Origin of the sequence: Massilia polaris (assembly GCF_012927275.1) — a bacterium.
GTDB lineage: Bacteria > Pseudomonadota > Gammaproteobacteria > Burkholderiales > Burkholderiaceae_D > Telluria_A > Telluria_A polaris.
In genome coordinates this window covers 357,992-379,719 of sequence record NZ_JABBGG010000002.1, presented here as the reverse complement: position 1 = coordinate 379,719, position 21,728 = coordinate 357,992, and the positions used below count along the sequence as shown (strand labels likewise).

Below are 21,728 nucleotides of genomic sequence, written 5' to 3'. Positions count from 1 at the left end.
TGAGCCACTATCACCGTTTTGTGCACTTTCTACGTGCAAAAAATTGCTCGAAGGTATTTACGTGCAGGGGGCGACCCGGACATTGTGCATGACGGCGCCTGTTTCGGCATGACAAATGCTAATCCCACATCCGGGAGGACGTGGTATCGGAGCGGTTCGAAAGGGGTTCGAAGGTCGGGTCAGGCCCGGGAAACAGGCACGCGGGGCAACAAAATGAACGGCAAAAGTACCGGCGCGGGGACGCCGGCCTGGCTGCAACAATATGAAAAAGGCTACTTCTGGTTATTCATCCGGACCAGCATGCGGATAAATTCTCGCGCAATCTGTCGATGATGTTCGTCCAATCTTTGCAAATCGGCGATCAATTTAACGTCCGCCGACTCAAACCGGGCCGTGCCGCTGGCTGGTTCGCCATGGCTGCCGGCGTCGCCGTCGGTGCCGCCGAAGCGCAGCCACTCGGCAGGAACGCCGAGCCAGTGGGCAATCATGCGTAACTTTTCCTGGGTAGGAATCGCCTCGCCTACCAGCCATTTCCGAGCGGCATGTACTGTAATCGGGCGTCCGTCAAAGCGAATGTTAAATTCGCGGGCCAGCCGGGTAGGACTATCGGGAGAGTAATGGGCGTTCTTCAGGGCCGTTTGAAGGCGCTCGCTAAAGCTTTCCCGTTCGTTAGATGAATTCATTATGGCACTATTTCATGCTAAGCCATGAAAGTCAGTCTCTGGGAAGATGAGACCATATGTGACGAAACTGGAAATTATCCGTAACAATGTTTCCAGACGGTTCTCCCGCGATCGCGAGTAATGGAACTTTCGACAACAATGTTACATTCTTTGCCACAAGGTCAATGGTCCGGCATTGGCTCCGGCATTCGTTCCCGCGCTTAGCCAGCTTTTCGCCTACCCTTCCAGCTTAGTATATCGACAGCGGCGGCACACGGGAAGCGTGTCATTGGCCTAGCTCAGACGGAAGCGGATCACGCCATCGGCCCCGATTGTGCGGTGCAAGGCGCCGTCGTACCAGAGGAAATGCAGGTGGGCCAGCGCCTCGCCCAGCGCGAAGGTCAACTGGTGGGTGTCGAGCTTCCTGCGGAACATGACTGGAACGATCTCCGCCGCCGACTGCGGTTGCTGGCAGGCCTCAAGCACTTCGGCGAGGCGGGCGGCATGATGCGCGCGCAACTGCGCGATACGCGTATGCAAGCCGCGGAACGGCCGGCCATGGGAAGGCAGCACCAGCGTATCGGCAGGCAAGCTGGCGAATTTGTCGAGCGACGCCAGGTACTGGGCCAGCGGATTTCCCTCCGGCTCGACGGCGAACACCGACACGTTGGTGGAAATGCGCGGCAACACCATGTCGCCCGAGATCAGCACGTTCAGGGATTCGCAGTACAGGGCTGCATGTTCCGGCGAATGGCCGAAGCCGGTGATCACGCGCCATTGTTGCGGGCCGACCTGGATCAGGTCGCCATCCTGCATCCGCGTGTAGGCCTGCGGTACCGCAGGTACCAGCGACGGGTAATAATTGCGGCGCTCGCCCATGCGTTCGATCAGCTCCGGGTCGAGCAAGCCGTGACGCTGGAAATGCGGCAGCGCGGCAGGCCCGTCGACACCCGGCAGGGCCGCGGCCATCATGCGCGCGAAGCCATATTCGCCCGTCGTCATCCACAGCGGCGCGCCGAAACGGGCGCACAGCCAGTCCGACAAGCCCATGTGATCCGGATGGCAATGGGTGGCGAAAACGCGCAGCAGGGGTTCGGAGCCGGCGCCCTGCGCCAGCACCTGGTCCCAGGCCGCGCGGGTCGTGTCGTTGGCCACGCCGCAATCGACCGTGGCCCAGCCGCTGCGGCCCTGGAACTCATCGCGCAGCAGCCACAGGTTGATATGGTCGAGCGCAAACGGCAGCGGCATGCGCAGCCAGCACAGGCCGGGTGCCAGTTCAGCCAGGGCGCCCGGCGGGGGCAGCATGTCGCCAAGTGGATAGTCCAGCTGCGATTCGGAATGATTCATCAAGCTCTTTCATGGCCGTACGGCCAGTGGCGCGCTACAATACACTTTACGTTGACGTAAACGGAAACCACAGCGCTGTACGCGATTCGTGTGAGCGCATTTTACCAATAGCAGACAGAAACCTGATCATGGTCACATATACGATCGCCGAGCTGGCGCGTGAATTCGACATCACCGCGCGCGCCATCCGTTTTTACGAAGACCATGGGTTGCTGAGCCCGTCACGGGAGGGCGCGGGCGGACGCAACCGCGTCTACACGGCGCGCGACCGCACCCGCCTCAAGCTGACCCTGCGCGGCAAACGGCTCGGGCTGACCCTGTCCGAAATCAAGAGCATCGTCGACATGTACGAATCGCCCAAGGACACCGTCGCCCAGACCAACCGTTTCCTCGCCGTGCTCGCCCACCAGCGCGAAACGCTCGAGCAGCAACGCGCCGACATCGAGATGGCGCTGGCCGAAGTGGCCGCCCACGAAGACGAGTGCCGCCGCATGCTGGCGCACAGCACCGAAACGGCCTGAGCCGGCCTGGCCCGGGCCACCTTACGTTTACGTAAACGTCAAACATGCGTATGATTGACGATTCCAATTCCGCACTTTCCATGAGGACGACATGCTGCATCTTCCAGGCTTGACCTTTGACCACGGCGAAGACATCGCCGCGCTGCGCGAAGCAGTCCAACAATTTGCAGCTGCCGAAATCGCGCCGCGCGCTGCCGAGATCGACCGCAGCGACCAGTTCCCGATGGACCTGTGGCGCAAGATGGGCGACCTGGGCGTGCTCGGCGTCACCGTTGGCGAAGAATACGGCGGCGCCGGCATGGGCTACCTGGCCCACATCGTCGCGATGGAAGAAATCTCGCGCGCCTCGGCGTCGGTCGGCCTGTCGTACGGCGCCCACTCGAACCTGTGCGTCAACCAGATCAAGCGCAACGGCACCGAAGAGCAGAAGCAGAAATACCTGCCGAAGCTGATCTCGGGCGAGCACGTCGGCGCGCTGGCGATGTCCGAACCGAACGCCGGCTCCGACGTCGTCAGCATGAAGCTGAAAGCCGAATTCAAGGGCGACCGCTGGGTGCTCAACGGCACCAAGATGTGGATCACCAACGGCCCGGACGCCGACACGCTGGTTGTCTACGCCAAGAACGACCTCGAAGCGGGCCCGCGCGGCATGACCGCCTTCCTGATCGAAAAAGGCTTCAAAGGCTTCTCGATCGCGCAAAAGCTCGACAAGCTCGGCATGCGCGGCTCGCACACCGGCGAACTGGTGTTCGAAGACTGCGAAGTACCGGCTGAAAACGTGCTGGGCGGCTTGGGCAAGGGCGTCAATGTGCTGATGTCCGGCCTCGACTTCGAGCGCACCGTGCTGTCGGGCGGCCCGCTCGGCATCATGGCTGCGTGCATGGACGCGGTGCTTCCCTATGTGCATGACCGCAAGCAATTCGGCCAGCCGATCGGCGAGTTCCAGCTCATGCAAGGCAAACTTGCCGACATGTACTCGACCATGATGGCCTGCAAGGCCTACGTCTACGCGGTCGGCCAGGCCTGCGACCGCGCCACGTCGCCGGAACAGGTCCGCAACCTGCGCAAGGACGCCGCCGGCGCGATTTTGTACAGCGCCGAGAAAGCGACCTGGATGGCCGGCGAAGCGATCCAGACCTTGGGCGGCAACGGCTACATCAACGAATACCCGGTCGGCCGCCTGTGGCGCGACGCCAAGCTGTACGAGATTGGCGCCGGCACCAGCGAAATCCGCCGCATGCTGATCGGCCGCGAACTGTTCGCCGAAACCAAGTAATTCCAGAAGCGGGGACAGACCGGGTCTAGAACTTTTGGTGGAGTTTAGGTCCTATACGATGAAACAAGCTGCGTTTCCTAAGCTGCTGTCTTCGCAGATCGCGTTCGATATCGCGCGCACGATCCTCGATGGCTTCGATAAGCACTATCGCTTGTTTCGCCAGGCTAGCCAGGTCGCGCGCCGCCATTTTGAAACCGCCAACTGGTCCGTCGCCCAGCAGGCCGCGCGCGAACGCATCGACTTCTATGACAAGCGCGTGCTGGAGTGCGTCCAGGTGCTCGAGGACGAGTACGACGACAGTGAACTGACCGACAGCGTCTGGCGCGAAACCAAACTGCATTACATCGGCCTGCTGTCCGGCCATAAGCAGCCGGAGCTGGCGGAGACCTTCTTCAATTCGGTTTGCTGCAACATCTTGCACCGGACATATTTCCACAACGATTTCATCTTCGTGCGCCCGGTCATCTCGACCGAGTACATCGAAAACGACGAGCTGCTGCCGGCCTACCGCGTGTACTACCCGGCCACCGATGGCCTGATGTTCGCGCTCAAGCGCATCGTCACCAACTTCCAGCTCAACTGCAAGTTCGCCAACCTCGACCGCGACATCGCCCAGCTCGAAACCTGCCTGCTGCAGAAGCTCGGCGACGATGCGTTCGAGCCGAACTACCAGATCCAGGTGCTGTCGAACCTGTTCTTCCGGAACAAAGGGGCGTACGTCGTCGGCAAGGTCATCAACGGCACCCAGGAATTTCCTTTCGTCGTGCCGATCCTGCACAACGGCAATTGCCAGCTGGTGATGGACGCGGTCCTGCTCGACCACGCCCAGATCACGATCCTGTTCTCGTTCACGCGCGCCTATTTCATGGTCGACATGGAGGTGCCGTCGGCCTATGTGCAGTTCCTGCGCTCGCTGTTGCCGCGCAAGCCGCGCAGCGAGATCTACACCATCCTCGGCTTGCAGAAGCAGGGCAAGACGCTGTTCTACCGCGATTACCTGCAGCACCTGAAGCACAGCGCCGACCGTTTCGACAGCGCGCCCGGCATCCGCGGCCTGGTGATGCTGGTGTTCGCGCTGCCCTCGTTCCCGTACGTGTTCAAGGTGATCAAGGATTTCTTCCCGGCGCCAAAGGACACCACGCGCGCGCAGGTCAAGGAAAAATACCTGCTGGTGAAGCACCACGACCGCGTGGGACGCATGGCCGATACGCTCGAGTATTCGAACGTCGCTTTCCCGGTCGAACGCTTCTCGGAAGAGCTGATCGCCGAGCTGCTGCACCACGCGCCATCGCTGGTCGAGTTCGAAGGCGACCGCATCGTCATCCGCCACCTGTACATCGAGCGCCGCATGGTGCCGCTGAACCTTTTCCTCGTGAGCGCGGAAGCGGCCGGCAACGATGCGTTGATCGAGCACGGCATCATCGAATATGGCAACGCCATCCGCGAGCTGGTCGCGGCCAACATCTTTCCCGGCGATATGCTATACAAGAACTTCGGCGTGACACGTCAAGGACGCGTGGTGTTCTACGACTACGACGAGATCGAGTACATCACCGACTGCAATTTCCGCGACATCCCGCAGCCGCGCAACGAGGAGGACGAGATGTCGGCCGAGCCGTGGTATTCGATCGGCAAGCACGACGTGTTCCCCGAGCAGTTTGGCGCCTTTTTGCTGGGCAATGCCAAGATCAAGAAATATTTCATGAAGCATCATGCCGAGTTGTTGACCAAAGATTTCTGGCAGTCGTGCAAGCAGCGCATCATGGACGGCTTCATCGACGACGTGTTCCCGTATCCGCAGCACATCCGTTTCCGTAACCAGGCACCGGCATCCGCGCCGGCCTATACCCCACCTCTTTTGGAGAACCTTAACAATGAATGATCCAGTCGTAATCGTCGGCGCCGCGCGCACTCCGATGGGCGCCTTCCAGGGCGATTTCTCCTCCAAGACCGCCAGCGACCTGGGCGCCGTTGCGATCGCCGCGGCCGTCGCGCGTGCGGGCGTCGATCCGAAGCTGGTCGAACACGTCTACTTCGGTAACTGCCTGATGGCGGGCCAGGGCCAGGCGCCGGCGCGCCAGGCTGCAATCAAGGGCGGCCTGCCAATGTCGACCGGCGCCGTGACCCTGTCGAAGATGTGCGGTTCGGCGATGCAGTCGGCGATCTTCGCGCACGACACGCTGATGGCCGGCAGCGCCGACGTCGTCATCGCGGGCGGCATGGAGTCGATGACCAACGCGCCTTACCTGATCCCGAAAGCACGCGGCGGCTACCGCATCGGCCACGGCATGATGTTCGACCACATGATGTACGACGGCCTCGAAGACGCTTACTCGCGCAACGAGAAGACCGGCGAAGGCCGCTCGATGGGCACCTTCGCGGAAGAATGCGTGACCACCTACTCGTTCACGCGCGAGGCGCAGGACGCGTTCGCGATCGAATCGGTCAGGCGCGCGCAGAACGCCACCAACGAAGGCCACTTCAAGTGGGAAGTCGCACCGGTTACCGTGACCGGCCGCACCGGCGACACCGTCATCGAAAAGGATGAAGGCCCGCTCAAGGCCAAGCTGGACAAGATCCCGACGCTGCGCGCCGCTTTCAAGAAGGACGGCACCATCACCGCCGCATCGTCGTCGTCGATCAACGACGGCGCGGCCGCACTGGTGATGATGCGCGAATCGAAGGCACGCGAGCTGGGCCTGACCGTGATCGCCAAAATCGTCGGCCATGCGAGCCACGCGCAGGAACCGAACCTGTTCACCACCGCTCCGATCGGCGCGATGCAGAAGCTGATGAAGAAGACCGGCTGGACCACCAAGGATGTCGACCTGTTCGAGATCAACGAAGCGTTTGCAGCGGTGCCGATGGCCGCGATGCATGACCTCGACATCCCGCACAGCAAAGTCAACATCCACGGCGGCGCCTGCGCACTGGGCCACCCGATCGGCGCATCGGGCGCACGCATCATCGTGACGCTGCTTGGCGCGCTGAAGAAAACCGGCGGCAAGCGCGGCGTGGCCACGCTGTGCATCGGCGGCGGCGAAGCGACCGCGATGGCGATCGAGATGGCGTAAACCGTCGCTCAACGCAAGCGCAGCATGGGTTCCCGCCTGCGCGGGAACCCATAACCCGCTTCCTTACCACCATCGCCGATCGAACCTGAAACGCAAACCATGCCCACCGCACTGATCATCGGCGCCTCGCGCGGCATCGGCCGCGAACTGGCCCGCCAATACCTGGCCGACGGCTGGCGCGTCATCGCCACCGCCCGCAAGCCTGAAGACTGCGCATCGCTCGCCGCGATGGGCGCCGAGCCGCACCAGCTCGACGTCACCAATGCCGATGCGATCGCCGCCATCGGCTGGAAGCTCGACGACGATCGCATCGACGTGGCTTTCCTGGGCGCCGGCCTGTACGGCCCGCGCCACGACGGCTTCCCAACCGAAGCCGATTTCGACGCCGTCATGCGCACCAACGTGCTGGCCGCGATGCGCCTGCTGCCGATCATCGGCCCGCTGGTCGCATCGACACACGGCAAACTGGCGGTGATCTCGTCGCGCATGGGCTCCATGGGCCTGCGCCACAGCTCCATCGGCACCCTGTACCGCGCCAGCAAAGCGGCGCTCAACTCGGTGCTTGCCGATACCGCGCTGAACTTCGGCCCGCAAGGCGCCACCTGCGTGGCCTTCCACCCGGGCTGGGTCAAGACCGACATGGGCGGCGACGAAGCCGACCTGTCCGTCGAACAAAGCGTCACCTGCATGCGCACCACGCTTGCCGGCCTTACCGCTGCCGACAACGGCAGATTCCTGAACTACGATGGCACGCCGCTTCCCTGGTAAGCCACCCAACCTCCTGCGACCATGATACTGAACGAAGAACACCAGATGATCCGCGACGCGCTGCGCGCCTTCTCGCAAGAGCGCCTGGCGCCCAACGCCGCCCGCTGGGACAAGGAAGCCTACTTCCCGAAAGACGAACTGAAGGAACTGGCCGCACTCGGCGCCTTCGGCGTGGCGGTACCGGAACACCTCGGCGGCGCTGGCCTCGACTATGTGTCGCTGGCGCTGGTGCTGGAGGAAATCGCGGCCGGCGACGGCGGCACCTCGACCATCATCTCGGTCAACAACTGCCCGGTCTGCAGCATCGCGATGATGTATGCGAACGACGCGCAGAAGGAAAAGTGGCTGCGTCCCTTGGCACAGGGCGAGATGCTGGGCGCCTTCGCGCTGACCGAGCCGCACACCGGCAGCGACGCATCGGCGCTGCGCACCACCGCCACGCGCGATGGCGACCACTACGTCATCAACGGCACCAAGCAGTTCATCACCAGCGGCAAGAACGGCGACGTGGCGATCGTCATGGCCGTCACCGACAAGGCGGCCGGCAAGCGCGGCATCAGCGCATTCTGGGTGCCGACCAATACCCCGGGCTACATCGTGGCCGGCCTCGAACACAAGATGGGCCAGCATTCGTCGGACACCGCGCAGATCCTGTTCGAGAACTGCCGCATCCCGCTGGAAAACCTGATCGGCGAAGAGGGCCAGGGCTACAAGATCGCGTTGTCGGGCCTCGAGGGCGGCCGCATCGGCATCGCCTCGCAATCGGTCGGCATGGCGCGCGCCGCATTCGACGCTGCGCTGGCGTATGCCAGGGACCGCGAAAGCTTCGGCAAGCCGATCTTCGAACACCAGGCGGTGCAGTTCAAGCTGTCCGACATGGCCACCAAGATCGAAGCCGCGCGCCAGCTGATCCTGCATGCGGCCTCGATGAAGGATGCCGGCCTGCCGTGCCTGAAAGAGGCGGCGATGGCCAAGCTGTTCGCATCCGAGATGGCCGAACGCGTGGTGTCCGACGCCATGCAGGTGCTTGGCGGCTACGGCTACGTCAGCGACTTCCCGGTCGAACGCATCTACCGCGACGTGCGCGTGTGCCAGATCTACGAAGGCACCAGCGATATCCAGAAAATCCTGATCGCGCGCGCACTGTGATCTCGATCCGTGCCGCGGTCCACACCGACCTCGCCGCGCTGTTCGCCTACCTGAACGACCACCTTGCCGACAACGGCAAGGGTGGCACGCCGCTGTTCCAGCCGATGGCGCGCAGCGAGTCGCGCCTGCCGCCTGAAAAAGAGGCAGGCTTTATCACTGGACTCGGGACGCCGGTCGGCGATCGCCGGCCATATCGACCTGCGCGCACGGCCTGAACGCGCTGCGGCGCACCGCGCGCTGCTCGGCATGGGCGTTCACCGCGACCAGCGCAGGAAGGGCTTGGGCGTGCGCCTGATCGACGCTTCGATGGCATGGGCTCGCGACGAGACCGGCATCGACTGGATCGACCTCGAAGTCTTATCGAACAACCGCGCGGCGCGTGACCTTTACGCTCGCACCGGCTTTGCGACAGTCGGCGAAATGCCTGACATGTTCCGCATCGACGGCGAGCAGCACGCCTACACCTTCATGACGCGCAGGCCGTAAGCCTTACTTGCGCTGCAGCGCTACCGAGTAGGGATGCAAGGTAGCTGTCATCACACCGGCCGCCACGGCCGGATCGGTTTCCATGAAGACCCGCGCGGTCTTTTCGTCTTCCGCCTCGAACACCACCAGCCCGAAGGTCTTGTCCAGCTGCTCGGTCGTGCGGCCGGCCAGGATCACCTTGCCGGCCGCCGTCGCTTTTTTCAGCCGCTCGAAGTGGCGCGAGGTCGCGGCCTTGTCCTTGTCGCTCCACTTCGCCTCGTCGTGCAGGTGCGGCGCCACGCGCAGCATGTACAGGAACTGCTGCGGCTTTGCCGCCACCGGCGTCGCGGCAATGGCGGCGGGCGCGATCAGAAAAGCCGCAAGGGCGGCGGCCAGAAGTTGTTTCGGACGGTGCATGTCGGTTCCTTGTTTAATTCTTAAACTGATATGAAGCGTTAAAGTACAGCCGGCTCCAGCAGCGTCAGCGTCTGGCGCTCGGTATCGAGGCGCGCCATCACGCCGACCGGAATCGTGAACTGGTGCCGGATATGCCCGAACGAGTAGCCGCTCACCGCCGGCACAATCAGTGGTTTCAGGTGCAGGTCGAGCGTCTCCTGCAGCGTCAGCGACAGCTCCGGGTCTTCCGGCCCGCATTCGTCGCAAATCCCGATCATCACCGCCGCCGCTTTCCTGAGACCGACCGCCAGCTCGAGCTGCGTCATCCAGCGGTCGATGCGGTACGGCTCCTCGTTCACTTCTTCGAGGTACAGGATCGCGTCCTTGAAATCGGCTGCGTACGGCGTGCCCGCCAGCGCGCTGACCAGGCTCAGGTTCCCGCCGATCAGCGGTCCGGTGGCCTGCCCGTGCGTGGCAGTGCGCATCGCGAAATGCGGCTCGTCGAGCGCGCGCCGGCTGTTCTCCAGCGCCATCGGGATCGTGTAGGTCGGCTGCGGGTCCATCAGCACGGCCAGCATGTGCTCACGCGAGTAGTCGGACGGGCCCGAAATCGCTACCGGTCCGTGGAAGGTCACCAGGCCGGCGTGGCGCAGGAACGCCAGGTGCAGCGCCGTGATATCCGAGTAGCCGAGCAAGACCTTCGGATTCGCGCGCACCAGCTTGTAATCGAGCGACGCCAGGATCGAGATGCAGCCCGAGCCGCCGCGGATGCACCACATCGCCTTCACTTCAGGGTCGGCGATCATCGCGTGCAGGTCGGCCACGCGCTGCTGCACCGAGCCGGCGTAGTTGCCGTGCACGGCGCGCAGGTTGGCGCCGAGCTTGACCCGGAAGCCAAGCGCTTCGATGTTGCGCACCGCCTTCTCGATCGAAGCGTCGTTGGTGCGTCCGCCCGGTGCAATCAGGCCGACAAGGTCGCCCTCGTGCAGGCGCGGTGGTTTGATCAGTGCTTGTTTCATCGTTCGTGAAGGACGCTTGCCCCGTGCGTGGGCCGAGGCGGGAAGCGCGACGGCTGCGGCCATCAGGGCGCCGAAACTACGCCGGCTGATCTTGTCGCTTGGGGCCATGTGAATCCAAATCCAGTTAATCGTCGGGCGGATAAAAGCAAAAAACCCGTTGAGGGGAAGCTTACGCCTCCCCCCAACGGGCCGCTACGTCGTCGTTATCAGAGGAACTTGTAGTTCGCGGTGAAGGTGAACGAACGGCCGCGCGGATCGGCTACACGTGGTTCCCACGAGCTGCCTGCGCCGGTGTTGCCGTCGTAGGTGATCGCGAACGGTGGATCTTCGTCGAAGATGTTCTTGACGCCCGCGGTCAGCGTCAGATTCTTGAAGCCAGCGTACGACACGCTGGTGTGGAAGATCGAGTACGGATCAACCTTGGCGTCGTAGTTGCTAGGCGTAACCTTGCCGCTGGCGACACCTGGCAGTACCTGGTCCGTGTAGCCGTGACGGTATACGTTCTGGAACAGGCCGCTCCAGTCACCCTTCTTGAAGCCGACGTACGCGGTGTGCTTCCACTTCAGGCCGAGGTCGCCGGTGAAGGTGAACAGGCCCACTTCGCTCTTGCCGAACTCTGCGCCTGGCAGTGGACGGCTCTTCTTTTCCAGCAGCTTGGAACCATCGATACCGGCAGTCCATGCGCCGTCCCAGATCTTGCCGCTGGTACGTGCACCGACTTCGAGGCCGCGCGTGACGGTTTCGCCGGCGTTGACCCAGCGCTGGTCGACAGCAAACAGCGCGCCGCTTGGATCGCGCAGGAACTGGTCGGTGAACAGGCCGTAGTTGGCCAGCATGTCGCTCAGGCTGACCGACTTGATGGTGTCGTAGCGGCGGATTTCCCACACGTCGAGGTTGACCGAGAAGTTGCGCATTGGCTCGAACACCACACCGACGGTGCCTTGCTTGGCGGTTTCCGGTCCGAGCGATACCTTGCCGCCAGTGAAGATGACTGGCGTGATCGATTCGCAGCCTGGCTTGGCGCTGTCCGCTTTTGCGCCTGGGCACTTGGCCGGGTCGGCCAGGTCCTTGCCTGCGTACGGCGATTCGGTGACGTTGTTGAACAGCTGGTTGAACGCCGGTGCACGGAAGCCTTCGTTGTACGAACCGCGGAACAGCAGCTGTTCGGTCGGCTGGTAGCGGAACGAGGCCTTCGGGTTCACGGTGTGGCCGAAACCGGAGTAGTTATCGCGGCGAACCGCAAGGTTGATTTCCAGAGCCTTGGTCACAGGCACGATCACCTCGGCGTACACAGCTTTGATGTCGCGGCTGACATTCGGCAGCGCATTGGCGTCGTCGAATGCGGCGTTCAGGATGGCTGGACGGGCAGCGGCTTCACGGCGGTCGCCGTTGAACTTGTACTCTTCCTTGCGGATGTCGGTACCCACTGCCATCAGCACAGGGCCGGCTGGCAGGTTGTAGATTTCACCCGACAGGGCTGCGTCGAACGCTGTCAGCACGGTCTTGCCGCCGTACAGGACAACGCCAGCCGCCGATGCGCTGTTGATCAGGTTGAGCGCTGCCTGCGACTGGGTTGCGCCACCCTTCAGGAACGGGTTGATGATGCCGGTGCCCAGCGCGTCGCGCAGTGCCGCGGTGTAGTGATAGCCGGTACCCAGCGCCGATTCGGACTCGCTGAACGAGCGTGCCAGGCCGACCTTGTAGTCGAATGCGTAGCTGCCGATGGCCAGCGGACCGTCCGCGCCCAGTTGCAGGCGGCCGGCTTTGGTTTCGGTGACGATTTCGCGGTTGCCGCACTCCATGCAGCGCCAGCGGTAGGCGATAGGCAGGCCGCGGTTCGCTTCGATCGACGGGAACACCTTGGCGATGCTGTTGAACACCTCGTTGTAGGCCGCGCCGGTGCTTGGGTAGAACGAGCGCGCGTCGAAGGTGCTGGCGCTCGGCGAGACCTGGTTTGGCGAGAAGCTCTTGGCCACTTCGGTGTTCGAACCGAATGCTTCGGCGAACAGTTCGTGGTTGCCGACGCGGACGGTGCCGCGCGCAACAAAGTTGTCGTTCTTGACTGGCTGCTGCAGCACTGCCGCGCGGCCGGTGTCGTACGCGCAGCCAAGGCCGGCGCTTGGGGTGTCCCACAGTTTTTCGTCGTACGCGCCCATGCCGTCGACCGACGCGCAACCGGCGCCGCCCGGCAGGTCGAGGATGCTGATGCCGCTGTAAGCGATGTTGGTGCCTGGCAGGACCGGGCCGGTGTTGCTCCTGCGGCTCAGGATGGTGTCGCCCAGCGAGGTGGCGAACACGTTCGCGTGCGGTGCGCCGCGGGTGTCGACCGACAGGCCACGGTCAGGCTGGAAGGTATTGACGAAGTCGCGCTGGCTGCCGCGCAGTGCCTTGTTTTCGTTGGTCGCCGCCGAGAACAGGAAGTTGTAGCCCTGCTCCGACAGGTCGCCGAAACCGCCGGTGACCTGCAGGCGGCCGATTTCGCCGCCGCCGGCTTCGGTGACGTCGGTGAATACCTGGGCTTCCAGGCCTTTGTAATTCTTCTTGAGGATGAAGTTGATCACGCCGCCGATGGCGTCGGTGCCGTAGATCGCGGAGGCGCCGTCCTTCAGCACTTCGACGCGGTCGACCGCTGCGAACGGGATCGAGTTCAGGTCGACTGCCGAGCCCTTCATGCCGTGCGGCGCGACGCGGCGGCCGTTCAGCAGGACCAGCGTGCTGTCGGCGCCCTGGCCGCGCAGGTTGGCCGACGATGCGCCGTTGTTGCCGCGCTGCGAACCGGAGGTGACGTCAGCGTTACTTGCGAGGTTGTCGGAACCGTTGCCGTTGACGTTCAGACTGGCGATCAGCTGCTCGGCGTTGACGATCCCCTGCTCTTCGAGCTGCTTGCGGGAGATGACTTCGACCGGCAGTGCGCCTTCCTTGGCGATGCGCTTGATGCTACTGCCTGTGATCTCGACACGCTGGATATATTGCTGGGGTACATCCTGCGCTAGCGCCGGGCTTACGGCGCCGATCAGGGCGATCAATTGCGCAATCTTCTTCAACTTCACGGTTCTCTCCTCGATTGGTCTCACACCTGCCGTACAGGCATGCGTTTTAAGTAATGTGCTTGGCATTACATTATTGGTCGTTTCAGAGTACGCGCAGCAATCCACGGCGAGCCAATGAAATTACCGGCGGCAACCATAACTTGCGGGCATGTATTGCCTTACAACATTAGCGAGCTATTCTACCGAGGCGGTCGCGTTGTGCAAGGTCTAGCTGAAGATAGCGCCATGGAGTGAACTCCACGGGGTGGCGCTTGTAGTTTTTAAGCCACGGGTGGCGGATATCGGCGGAAATCGGGTGGGTCAGCGGCACCCACGGGTTATATGCATGGATCAGCTGGTTCATCTCGCGGTACAGCTGCTGGCGCTCGGGCGAATCGGGCAGCTTGCGCGCCTTTTCATAGCGTTCGTTGTAGGCCGGCAGGTTGAAGCGCGAATAGTTGGCGCGTCCGCTGTTGGGGCCGTACAGCAGCTGGTAGAAGTTGTCGCCGTCGGGGAAGTCGGCGATCCAGTTACTCTCGAACATCTGCACCGTGCCCAGGCGCGAAGCCTTGATGATTTCGGTCTTCTTATCGCTGCGGAACACCACGCGCAGGCCGATCGCCGTCAGGTTCTTGCGCCACAGTTCGTCGCGCAGGCGGCCGCCCACCGTCGCTTCGCTGTGCATCGTCAGCGTCAGAGGCTGGCCGTCCGGGCTGCGCCGAAAGCCGTCCGGGTCGCGCTTGCGGTAGCCGAAGCGGTCGAGCAGGGCGTTGGCCAGCACCGGGTTGTAGCCGACCGGGCTGCGGTAGCCAGGGTCATGCCCCAGCACATTCGGCGGCAGCGGTGATTCGGCGCGGATCGCGAAACCTTTCTTCAGCAAGGCAATGTCTTCCGGACTGTTGTAGCTGAGCGAAATCGCGCGCCGCAACGCCACCTTTTCCTTCGAATAGCCGCCGATGACCGGATTTTCCGTGTTCATCCACATGTAATAGGTCTGCAGCACTGGGAAACGGGTCAGTTCCATGCCACGCTGCACCAGCGACTCTTTCAACTGGCCGTTCTGGATGACCATGTCGGTCATCGATTCGGGCACCTGCTCGATGTAGTCGTATTCGCCACTGAGGAAGCCCAGCATGCGGCCCTGGAACTCCTCGGCGATCTTCACTTCGACCCGGTCGAGCAGCGGCAGGCGCTTGCCATTGAGGGCTGCGGCGATGGCCTGGTCGGCCGGACTGTCGCCCGGCGTGCCCTTGAACACGGCGGTCGAGTCCGGATTGGCCAGCAACACGATGCGGTCGCTGCGCTTCCATTCGCCGATCATGAACGGACCGGTGCCGACCGGGTGGTTGCCGACCTGGCCCGGGTAAGCCTCGACCACTTCGCGTGCGACCACGCCCGACGCCGGCGTGGTGAGATACAGCAGGAAATTGTTATCCGGCGCGCTGAGGCGGATGCGCAGCGTGTAGCGGTCAGGCGCCGACAGGCCGGGGATAGCGGTGGAATAGCTGAAGTTTTTCTTCAGCACAGAGTCGCCGGCGATTTTTCCCTCGAACAGGAACAGCCATGGCGACTTCAGCGCCGGGTCGTACAGCCGCGTGAAGGTGTAAACATAGTCGGCCGCCGTCATTTCGCGCTTCTTGCCCTTGAAAGCGGAGTCGGGCGTGAAGTAGATGCCAGGGCGGATCCTGAACGTGTAGCTCAGCCCGTCGCTTGACACCTCCGGCATCGCGGTCAGCGTGTTTTCGCGCAGTTTCAAGGGGCGCGCCAGGTAATCGTAGCGCAGCAGCGGGTCGAACAGGTTTTCCAGCAGGCTGAGGGTGGCGATATCGGACGCCACCGCCGGGTCGAGGCCGGTTTCGCTGGTCGACAGGAAAGTATGCAGCACCTGCGGCCGCGCCGGGGCGGCGGCCGCCGTCGCGCCATCGGCGCCGAAACAGGAGGCTGCAAGCAGGGCGGCGGCTACGGTTTTGCTGAATTTCATCGGGATCGTCCGGATTGTACGATGCGTATCATATGCGAGCCCAGGCGCCGGCGAGCACTTTTGCAGATGAAATCAGCTGGGCGCTGCATAACTTTTTTGCATACTCATGCTGCATTCTTTCATCATTTCGGCACGGCCTGCGCCTATACTCTCGCTGCACAATCTTCATATATCCCACACGCAAGTAGAGTACACATGCTGAATTACATTTGGTCCGGATTTTTCCTTGTAGGTTTTCTGGCGGCGTTGGCCCAATGGGTTTTCATGGGCGACACGGAGATCTTCAAGCGTGTCATCGATGGCACGTTCGAATCTGCTAAAAGCAGCGTGATGGATATTGCCCTACCGTTGGCAGGGGTGATGACGCTGTGGCTGGGCATCATGAACATTGGCGAGAAGGCGGGTGCGGTCGGCTTTATCGCGCGCGTCATTGCGCCATTCTTCTCGCGCATCTTCCCCGGCGTCCCGAAAGACCACCCGGCTACCGGCCACATGGTGATGAATTTTTCGGCAAACATGCTCGGCCTGGACAACGCGGCGACGCCGTTCGGCCTGAAGGCAATGGAAAGCCTGCAGGAACTTAACCCGAACAAGGATGAGGCCAGCGACGCCCAGATCATGTTCCTCGTCATACAGACGTCGGGCCTGACCGTGATTCCGCTGTCGATCATGGCCCAGCGCGCCATCCTTGGCGCGGCCGATCCGTCCGACATCTTTATTCCTTGCCTGATCGCCACCTACATCTCCACGCTGGTCGGCATCATTGCCGTTTCGATCCGCCAGCGCATCAACCTGTTCCACCCGGTCGTGCTGGCGTGGCTAGGCGGCGGCACTGCCGTCATCGGCGGCCTGGTCTGGTACATCGCCGCGTTCATGAGCAAGCCTGAAATCGAACTGATGTCGAAGGTGTCGGCCAACCTGATCCTCTTCTCGATCATCGTCACGTTTATTTTTGCCGCGCTGCGCAAGCGAGTCAATGTGTACGAGGCTTTCATCGAGGGCGCGAAGGGCGGGATCCAGACCTCGCTGAACATCATTCCCTACCTGGTCGGCATGCTCGTTGCCATCAGCGTGGTGCGCAATTCCGGTGTGCTGGGCCTGATCGTGGATGGCGTCAACTGGGTGCTGGCGGCGCTTGGCCTGCGCAACGACTGGACTGGCGCACTGCCGACCGCGCTGATGAAGCCGTTGTCGGGCAGCGGTTCGCGCGCCATGATGATCGATGCGATGAAGACCTACGGCGTCGACTCCTTCGTCGGCCGTCTGGCCAGCATCATGCAAGGCGCGGCGGACACCACCTTCTATGTCATCGCCCTGTATTTCGGCTCGGTCGGCATCCGCAGGACGCGCTACGCGATTTCGGCCGGCATGACCGCCGACGTCGCCGGCATGATCGCCGCCGTATTCGTTGCTTATCTCTTCTTCGGTTAAGGAGCCTTATGCTGCGTCGCCCCGTCCTCGTTACCCTGCTCGCGTGGAGCTTCGCCGCCCACGCGCAGCTGCCGCAGCCTGTCAGCGGCGTGCTCGCCGCCAACGGCATCCCGGACGACGCGATGAGCGTGCTGGTCATTCGCGGCAACACCATCCTGGTGTCGCAGCAACCTGGACGGCCGATGGCGCCAGCGTCGACGATGAAGCTGGTGACCACGCTGGTGGGCCTTGAAGAACTGGGCCCGGTGTTCAAGGGCCGTACCGAGCTGCTCAGCAACGGCGAGATCGTGGCAGGTCACCTCAAAGGCGACCTGATCCTGCGCGGCGGCGCCGATGCCGACCTCGACGGCGACGTGCTGCGCCGCATGCTGCAGGCGCTGCGCAACCAGGGCATCCGCAAGATCGACGGCAAGCTGATCATCGACCGCAGCCTGTTCAATCCGTCGCGGATGGATGTGGGCGTGCCGCCGTTCGACGAATCGCCCGAGGCGTATTACAACGTGATTCCGGACGCGCTGCTGGTCAACAAGAACATGCTGCAACTCGACATGCGCTCCACCGCCAAAGGCATCAAGCTGGCGATTGAACCTGCGCTGGACCGGGTCAGCATCGAGTCCGCGATGACCCTGATCGATGGCGAGTGCGCCAAATGGGAAGACGGCTGGAAACTGCCGGAAGTGAAGAAAGATGCCGACGGCCGCATCCGCGTGGTGCTGAACGGCACCTTCCCGAAAGACTGCGCGCGCACCAACAGCATCAACGTGCTCGACCGCCAGGACTATGTCGAGCGCCTGTTCCGCCTTACGTGGAAGCAGCTGGGCGGCGGCCTGAAAGGGCAGGTCGTCGAAGGCACCGCGCCGCTCGACGCGAAGGTACTGGCCGCGCACGTGTCGCGTGCGCTGCCCGAAGTGGTCCGCGACATCAACAAGCCGTCCGACAACGCGCTGGCCCGTACTGTGTTCCTGAGCCTGGGCACGCTGGAATCCGACACAGTCAACGGCAGCCGTCCGATCGCCGGGATCAATACGCAGACCACGTTCATCCGTTCCGACCTCGCCGTGCGCGACTGGATGCGCCGGCAGGGCATCGACGACACCGGGCTGGTGATGGAAAACGGCTCCGGCCTGTCGCGCCTGGAGCGGATCACTCCGCAGCAGATGGCGGGCCTGCTGCAAGCCGGCCTGCGCAGCAAGTGGGCGCCGGAATTCCAGGCCAGCCTGCCGATCGTCGCGGTTGACGGCACGATGCACCGCCGCCTGCCGGACAGCCCGGCCGCAACGCGCGCGCGCATGAAAACCGGCACCTTGCGCGACGTGGTTGCGCTGGCCGGCTACGTGCCGGACGCGACCGGCCAGATGTGCGTGGTCGTCGCAATGATCAACAGCGACGAGGTCAAGGACGGAAAAGGGCGCGCCGTGCTCGACGCGCTGGTCGACTGGGTAGCCCGTTCGGGCAGGGTGGATGGAGCGTAGCGCAAGCCGCCGGGGCGACTCGGGCGGCCTCGTTTATTCCACCGAAACCGGGCGCATGTGCCCGGCATGCCGGAACGCGCTCTCTGCGTGTACGTGCAAGTCCAAAGCGGCCCCCGTTGGCGATGGCCAGGTGCGCGTGATGCTGCAAACCAAAGGACGTGGCGGCAAAGCAGTCACGCTGGTCAAAGGCCTTCCCCTCGATGCCGACGCGCTGAACGCGCTCGGCAAACAGCTGCGCTCCGCCTGCGGCTCCGGCGGCACTGTCAGGGATGGCGTGCTCGAAGTGCAGGGCGACCACTGCGACCGCATCATCGCCGACCTGGAAAGCCGCGGCTTCAAGCCGAAACGCGCGTAGGGTCGCGCTCGAATGTTCTTAGAAATTATACTAATAATATATCGTTTTTTTCTCACTCAGACAGGTGTCTGTCCAATTGCCGTCTGATCATCGTTCGAATCTTCCAATGGCGGCAGCGGAAAGGTTTCATCCATGAAGCTCATCGTTGGGAGTATAAGCGTTCCCTTTCGCATACGACTGGTGAGACCCGAAAGTCGCTCCCGAATCTGACCGTAGAGCATGGTATATCCATACTTTACCGCCATGTCATCAATTTCACGAACTTGATCTCGGGCTTTACGATTTATCGAAATAATACCGTTGATAATTATTTCAAATTTATACGGAAGCACATCTCCTCTATCCAAATCTGAGCGAATACCGAGGACTACGGCATAGTGTCGTTCAGACTTAGTATTTTCATCCTGAGGAGGAGGGATGTACGCGATATGACTGATGTGCTCCATTGCAAGTTCATGTTCACCCTCTAAACTATCATCGTGCGAATCATTAATATCAACTGAAACTTTTACGAGATAGGACTCGACATTGTGGGATGCACATCGCTAAAATCGATTTGCATATTAGCTTCATCGGCTAATAGGCGAACAACCTCTGGGTAAGTCAAGGCCGCCCTGATTAGCTTGGCCGTCGGCGCCGAAAGATTTTCCCCAGACTCATACTTACCAAAAGCTCCTTCGCCAGCACCAATCAGCTTGCTCGCCTCACGCTGAGAAAGATTGTATTTCATTCGAAATTCGCGAAGCGTTCCCAAGGAGACAAACGATGGCGAAGCGCTCTTTGCTAGTTCGATCAACTCGCTGTTATGCTCCAATTGGCTTGGCTTTACCATAATCGAAGCGCAGTGGTTGCAACGGAAACGAACAAGACCTTCTACGGCCAATGACGATCGACCGAACTTAAATGTCTCGTTATAAAACTCTTGAGACATTTTACCTTCATGGCAGTACCGGCAAGCGATCTGCATATCGGTTCTCACTATATTCTCCAATTATTTTCAAAGCTCATCAGCAGGACGAATAGAAAAAATTTCTACTGTCTGATCGTCGGAACAAAATCCGAACTTAAAGTAAATCCAAGGTGGCTCGGCTGCTTGTCTCTCCGATTTCGTAAACCGGTTGTAACCCATAATATATGCGTCAGTGGCAAACGGGACCTTGGGGGTTCCTGAGCCATAGCACCACTGCGAGCCGTGATAACGATGACTTCCAAGGGAAAGAATGAAGCCGCACACGTCCGAGGGCTTCCAATTCAACTTTAGCAGCAAATCTTCAGTGGCTTTATCTGCCGCGAAATTGAGCGCGTCTATCCCGAACTCGCGAATGTGGTCTTGAACTTCTGACAAAACGAAAACAGATCCACCCGCAATCCTCCGCTCATCATCGGTCATGTTCCCCCCGAGCTCACTCGGGGCATGCGATAAGCTTGGGCGGAAGGCGATTGCCATGGAACGACATCATACCTTAAAGATAGCACGCGGGTGAAGATAAACAACTGACGCGCGTTGAGCGTGCTCAAGGTTAGGACCTAGTGCATGGGCTTCGGATTTCAGTTGGCGAGGCAATTTGTGCATCATGCTGATGACGAAAAGGTGGCGGCGACAACGTCATCACTACGGCTAAACGTCTTGTCGCCGACACCGACGCGTTGAACGCGCTCGGCAAGCAGTTGCGGGGCTCCGGCGGCACCGTCAAGGATGGCGTGCTCGAAGTGCAGGGCGACCACTGCGACCGCATCATCGCCGAGCTGGAAAGCCGCGGCTTCAAGCCGAAACGCGCGGGCGGCTAATCCTTCCCCTTTGCCTGCTCCGGCCACGCCAGGAACAAGTCCGCAACCCACTCCACGAACACGCGCACCTTGGCCGACAGATGCCGGTTCTGCGGGTACACCGCATTGACCGGCAACGGCTCCGTCGTCCAGCCAGGCAGGATGATTTCCATCTGCCCCGATGCGACCAGCGGATCCCCAACCATGGTCACCATCTGCACGATGCCCAGCCCCGCCAGCCCCGCGCTGGTATAGACGGTCGAATCGTTCACCGCCAGGCAAGCAGGCGTTGCGATGTTGAGGGTTTCGCCATCGCGCGAGAAATCCCAGTCGTAAATCTTGCCGGTCTTCGATGAAAAATAGTTCACGCACTGGTGGTTCATCAGGTCGTTCGGGTGGTTCGGACGCCCACGCTTGGCGAGATAGGCGGGACTCGCACATGTGACGAATTCGAGCATGCCCAGCCGGCGCGCGATCAGTCCCGAATCGGGCAGTATGCCGCCGCGGATGGCGCAATCCACACCCTCTTCGATCAGGTCGACCGGCCGGTCGCCGCAACCCATGTCCACGCGGATGTCAGGATAGCGTGCGAAAAAATCTGGCAACATCGGAATCAACATGGCGTTCGCGAGTCCGGTGGAGACGTCGATACGCAGGCGCCCGCTCGGACTGAGCCGGTTGGTCGACAGCGACTCCTCCGCTTCCTTCACGTCGGACAGGATACGCACGCATCGTTCATAATAGGCGGCGCCATCGCTCGTCACCTGCACCTGCCGCGTTGTGCGGTGCAGCAGCTTGACCGCCAGCGCCTGTTCCAGCGCCTGTACCAGGGTGGAAACCGTGGCCTTCGGCAGCTGGAGATGTTCCGCCGCGCGGGTGAATCCACCTGCGTCCACCACCTGTACAAACACTTCCATTGCCTGCAGTTTATTCATAAATTCCCTTATTGTTCAGATTCCTGAACAATCAATTCGGTTTTTGCATCTTTATCAGATTGTAGAACGAATATACAGTGC

Annotated in this window: 22 protein-coding genes; 12 read left to right on the top strand and 10 right to left on the bottom strand. The window is 61.7% G+C overall.

The window, feature by feature from the left end:
• Positions 1 to 272: 272 nt before the first annotated feature.
• Together HHL21_RS05590 and HHL21_RS05585 are read right to left on the bottom strand one after the other, a co-directional pair.
• Positions 273 to 683, bottom strand: coding sequence for a hypothetical protein (locus HHL21_RS05590; protein ID WP_206085595.1), 411 nt, complete (start codon positions 681 to 683; stop codon positions 273 to 275).
• A 273-nt stretch (positions 684 to 956) separates the two neighbouring features.
• Positions 957 to 2,009, bottom strand: coding sequence for an MBL fold metallo-hydrolase (locus tag HHL21_RS05585; RefSeq protein ID WP_169464252.1), 1,053 nt, complete (start codon positions 2,007 to 2,009; stop codon positions 957 to 959).
• Positions 2,010 to 2,137: 128 nt separating this feature from the next.
• Between HHL21_RS05585 and HHL21_RS05580 the strand changes: the two genes are divergently transcribed.
• The 8 genes from HHL21_RS05580 to HHL21_RS05550 all read left to right on the top strand — a co-directional run bounded on the left by HHL21_RS05580 (position 2,138) and on the right by HHL21_RS05550 (position 9,283).
• Positions 2,138 to 2,530 (top strand): MerR family transcriptional regulator, encoded by a 393-nt coding sequence (locus tag HHL21_RS05580; protein WP_169464251.1) that lies wholly within the window; start codon positions 2,138 to 2,140, stop codon positions 2,528 to 2,530.
• A 91-nt stretch (positions 2,531 to 2,621) separates the two neighbouring features.
• The gene (locus HHL21_RS05575; RefSeq protein WP_169464250.1) at positions 2,622 to 3,806 is read left to right on the top strand and encodes an isovaleryl-CoA dehydrogenase; all 1,185 of its coding nucleotides are present in this window, start codon (positions 2,622 to 2,624) and stop codon (positions 3,804 to 3,806) included.
• 58 nt (positions 3,807 to 3,864) lie between these two features.
• Positions 3,865 to 5,688, top strand: coding sequence for a bifunctional isocitrate dehydrogenase kinase/phosphatase (gene aceK / locus HHL21_RS05570; protein WP_169464249.1), 1,824 nt, complete (start codon positions 3,865 to 3,867; stop codon positions 5,686 to 5,688).
• Entirely contained in the window at positions 5,681 to 6,880 is a 1,200-nt protein-coding gene (locus HHL21_RS05565) for an acetyl-CoA C-acyltransferase (RefSeq protein ID WP_169464248.1), read from the top strand. Before aceK ends, HHL21_RS05565 begins: the two co-directional genes overlap by 8 nt.
• A gap of 99 nt (positions 6,881 to 6,979) precedes the next feature.
• On the top strand, positions 6,980 to 7,648 hold the full coding sequence (locus HHL21_RS05560; RefSeq protein ID WP_169464247.1) for an SDR family oxidoreductase: 669 nt from the start codon (positions 6,980 to 6,982) through the stop codon (positions 7,646 to 7,648).
• A gap of 21 nt (positions 7,649 to 7,669) precedes the next feature.
• Positions 7,670 to 8,797, top strand: coding sequence for an acyl-CoA dehydrogenase family protein (locus HHL21_RS05555; protein ID WP_169464246.1), 1,128 nt, complete (start codon positions 7,670 to 7,672; stop codon positions 8,795 to 8,797).
• Entirely contained in the window at positions 8,794 to 9,012 is a 219-nt protein-coding gene (locus HHL21_RS22100) for a hypothetical protein (protein ID WP_370659675.1), read from the top strand. Before HHL21_RS05555 ends, HHL21_RS22100 begins: the two co-directional genes overlap by 4 nt.
• Positions 8,930 to 9,283, top strand: a complete 354-nt coding sequence (locus tag HHL21_RS05550) for a GNAT family N-acetyltransferase (RefSeq protein ID WP_370659674.1) — start codon at positions 8,930 to 8,932, stop codon at positions 9,281 to 9,283. Before HHL21_RS22100 ends, HHL21_RS05550 begins: the two co-directional genes overlap by 83 nt.
• Positions 9,284 to 9,286: 3 nt before the next feature.
• On the opposite strand, the gene HHL21_RS05545 is transcribed toward HHL21_RS05550, so the two are convergent.
• From HHL21_RS05545 to HHL21_RS05530, 4 genes are all read right to left on the bottom strand, one after another.
• Entirely contained in the window at positions 9,287 to 9,679 is a 393-nt protein-coding gene (locus HHL21_RS05545; protein WP_169464245.1) for a YciI family protein, read from the bottom strand.
• A 38-nt stretch (positions 9,680 to 9,717) separates the two neighbouring features.
• On the bottom strand, positions 9,718 to 10,785 hold the full coding sequence (locus tag HHL21_RS05540; RefSeq protein ID WP_169464244.1) for a S66 peptidase family protein: 1,068 nt from the start codon (positions 10,783 to 10,785) through the stop codon (positions 9,718 to 9,720).
• Between the two features lie 98 nt (positions 10,786 to 10,883).
• Positions 10,884 to 13,727: a TonB-dependent receptor domain-containing protein gene (locus HHL21_RS05535; RefSeq protein WP_169464243.1), complete on the bottom strand. Its 2,844-nt coding sequence runs from the start codon at positions 13,725 to 13,727 to the stop codon at positions 10,884 to 10,886.
• A 166-nt stretch (positions 13,728 to 13,893) separates the two neighbouring features.
• Positions 13,894 to 15,687: an ABC transporter substrate-binding protein gene (locus HHL21_RS05530; RefSeq protein WP_169464242.1), complete on the bottom strand. Its 1,794-nt coding sequence runs from the start codon at positions 15,685 to 15,687 to the stop codon at positions 13,894 to 13,896.
• A gap of 195 nt (positions 15,688 to 15,882) precedes the next feature.
• On the opposite strand from HHL21_RS05530, the gene HHL21_RS05525 reads away from it, so the two are divergent.
• Genes HHL21_RS05525 through HHL21_RS05515 form a run of 3 tightly spaced genes read left to right on the top strand, consistent with a single transcriptional unit; the run spans position 15,883 to position 18,945 of the window.
• Positions 15,883 to 17,118, top strand: coding sequence for a spore maturation protein (locus HHL21_RS05525; protein WP_169464241.1), 1,236 nt, complete (start codon positions 15,883 to 15,885; stop codon positions 17,116 to 17,118).
• 8 nt (positions 17,119 to 17,126) lie between these two features.
• A complete protein-coding gene (gene dacB / locus HHL21_RS05520; protein ID WP_169464240.1) occupies positions 17,127 to 18,590 on the top strand; it encodes a D-alanyl-D-alanine carboxypeptidase/D-alanyl-D-alanine endopeptidase in 1,464 nt (487 codons plus the stop codon).
• Positions 18,580 to 18,945 (top strand): translation initiation factor Sui1, encoded by a 366-nt coding sequence (locus tag HHL21_RS05515; RefSeq protein WP_169464239.1) that lies wholly within the window; start codon positions 18,580 to 18,582, stop codon positions 18,943 to 18,945. The genes dacB and HHL21_RS05515 overlap by 11 nt, the downstream gene beginning before the upstream one ends.
• 56 nt (positions 18,946 to 19,001) lie before the next feature.
• Here HHL21_RS05515 and HHL21_RS05510 read toward each other — a convergent pair whose 3' ends face one another.
• The 3 genes from HHL21_RS05510 to HHL21_RS05500 all read right to left on the bottom strand — a co-directional run bounded on the left by HHL21_RS05510 (position 19,002) and on the right by HHL21_RS05500 (position 20,335).
• A complete protein-coding gene (locus tag HHL21_RS05510) occupies positions 19,002 to 19,391 on the bottom strand; it encodes a hypothetical protein (protein WP_169464238.1) in 390 nt (129 codons plus the stop codon).
• 62 nt (positions 19,392 to 19,453) lie between these two features.
• Entirely contained in the window at positions 19,454 to 19,924 is a 471-nt protein-coding gene (locus HHL21_RS05505; protein WP_169464237.1) for a type II TA system antitoxin MqsA family protein, read from the bottom strand.
• An 18-nt stretch (positions 19,925 to 19,942) separates the two neighbouring features.
• A complete protein-coding gene (locus HHL21_RS05500; protein ID WP_169464236.1) occupies positions 19,943 to 20,335 on the bottom strand; it encodes a hypothetical protein in 393 nt (130 codons plus the stop codon).
• A gap of 218 nt (positions 20,336 to 20,553) precedes the next feature.
• Here HHL21_RS05500 and HHL21_RS05495 point away from each other — a divergent pair, with 218 nt between their 5' ends.
• A complete protein-coding gene (locus HHL21_RS05495) occupies positions 20,554 to 20,733 on the top strand; it encodes a translation initiation factor (RefSeq protein ID WP_370659673.1) in 180 nt (59 codons plus the stop codon).
• Here HHL21_RS05495 and HHL21_RS05490 read toward each other — a convergent pair.
• On the bottom strand, positions 20,730 to 21,647 hold the full coding sequence (locus tag HHL21_RS05490; protein WP_169464235.1) for a LysR family transcriptional regulator: 918 nt from the start codon (positions 21,645 to 21,647) through the stop codon (positions 20,730 to 20,732). The two genes, HHL21_RS05495 and HHL21_RS05490, sit on opposite strands and share 4 nt — an antisense overlap.
• Positions 21,648 to 21,728: the final 81 nt, after the last annotated feature.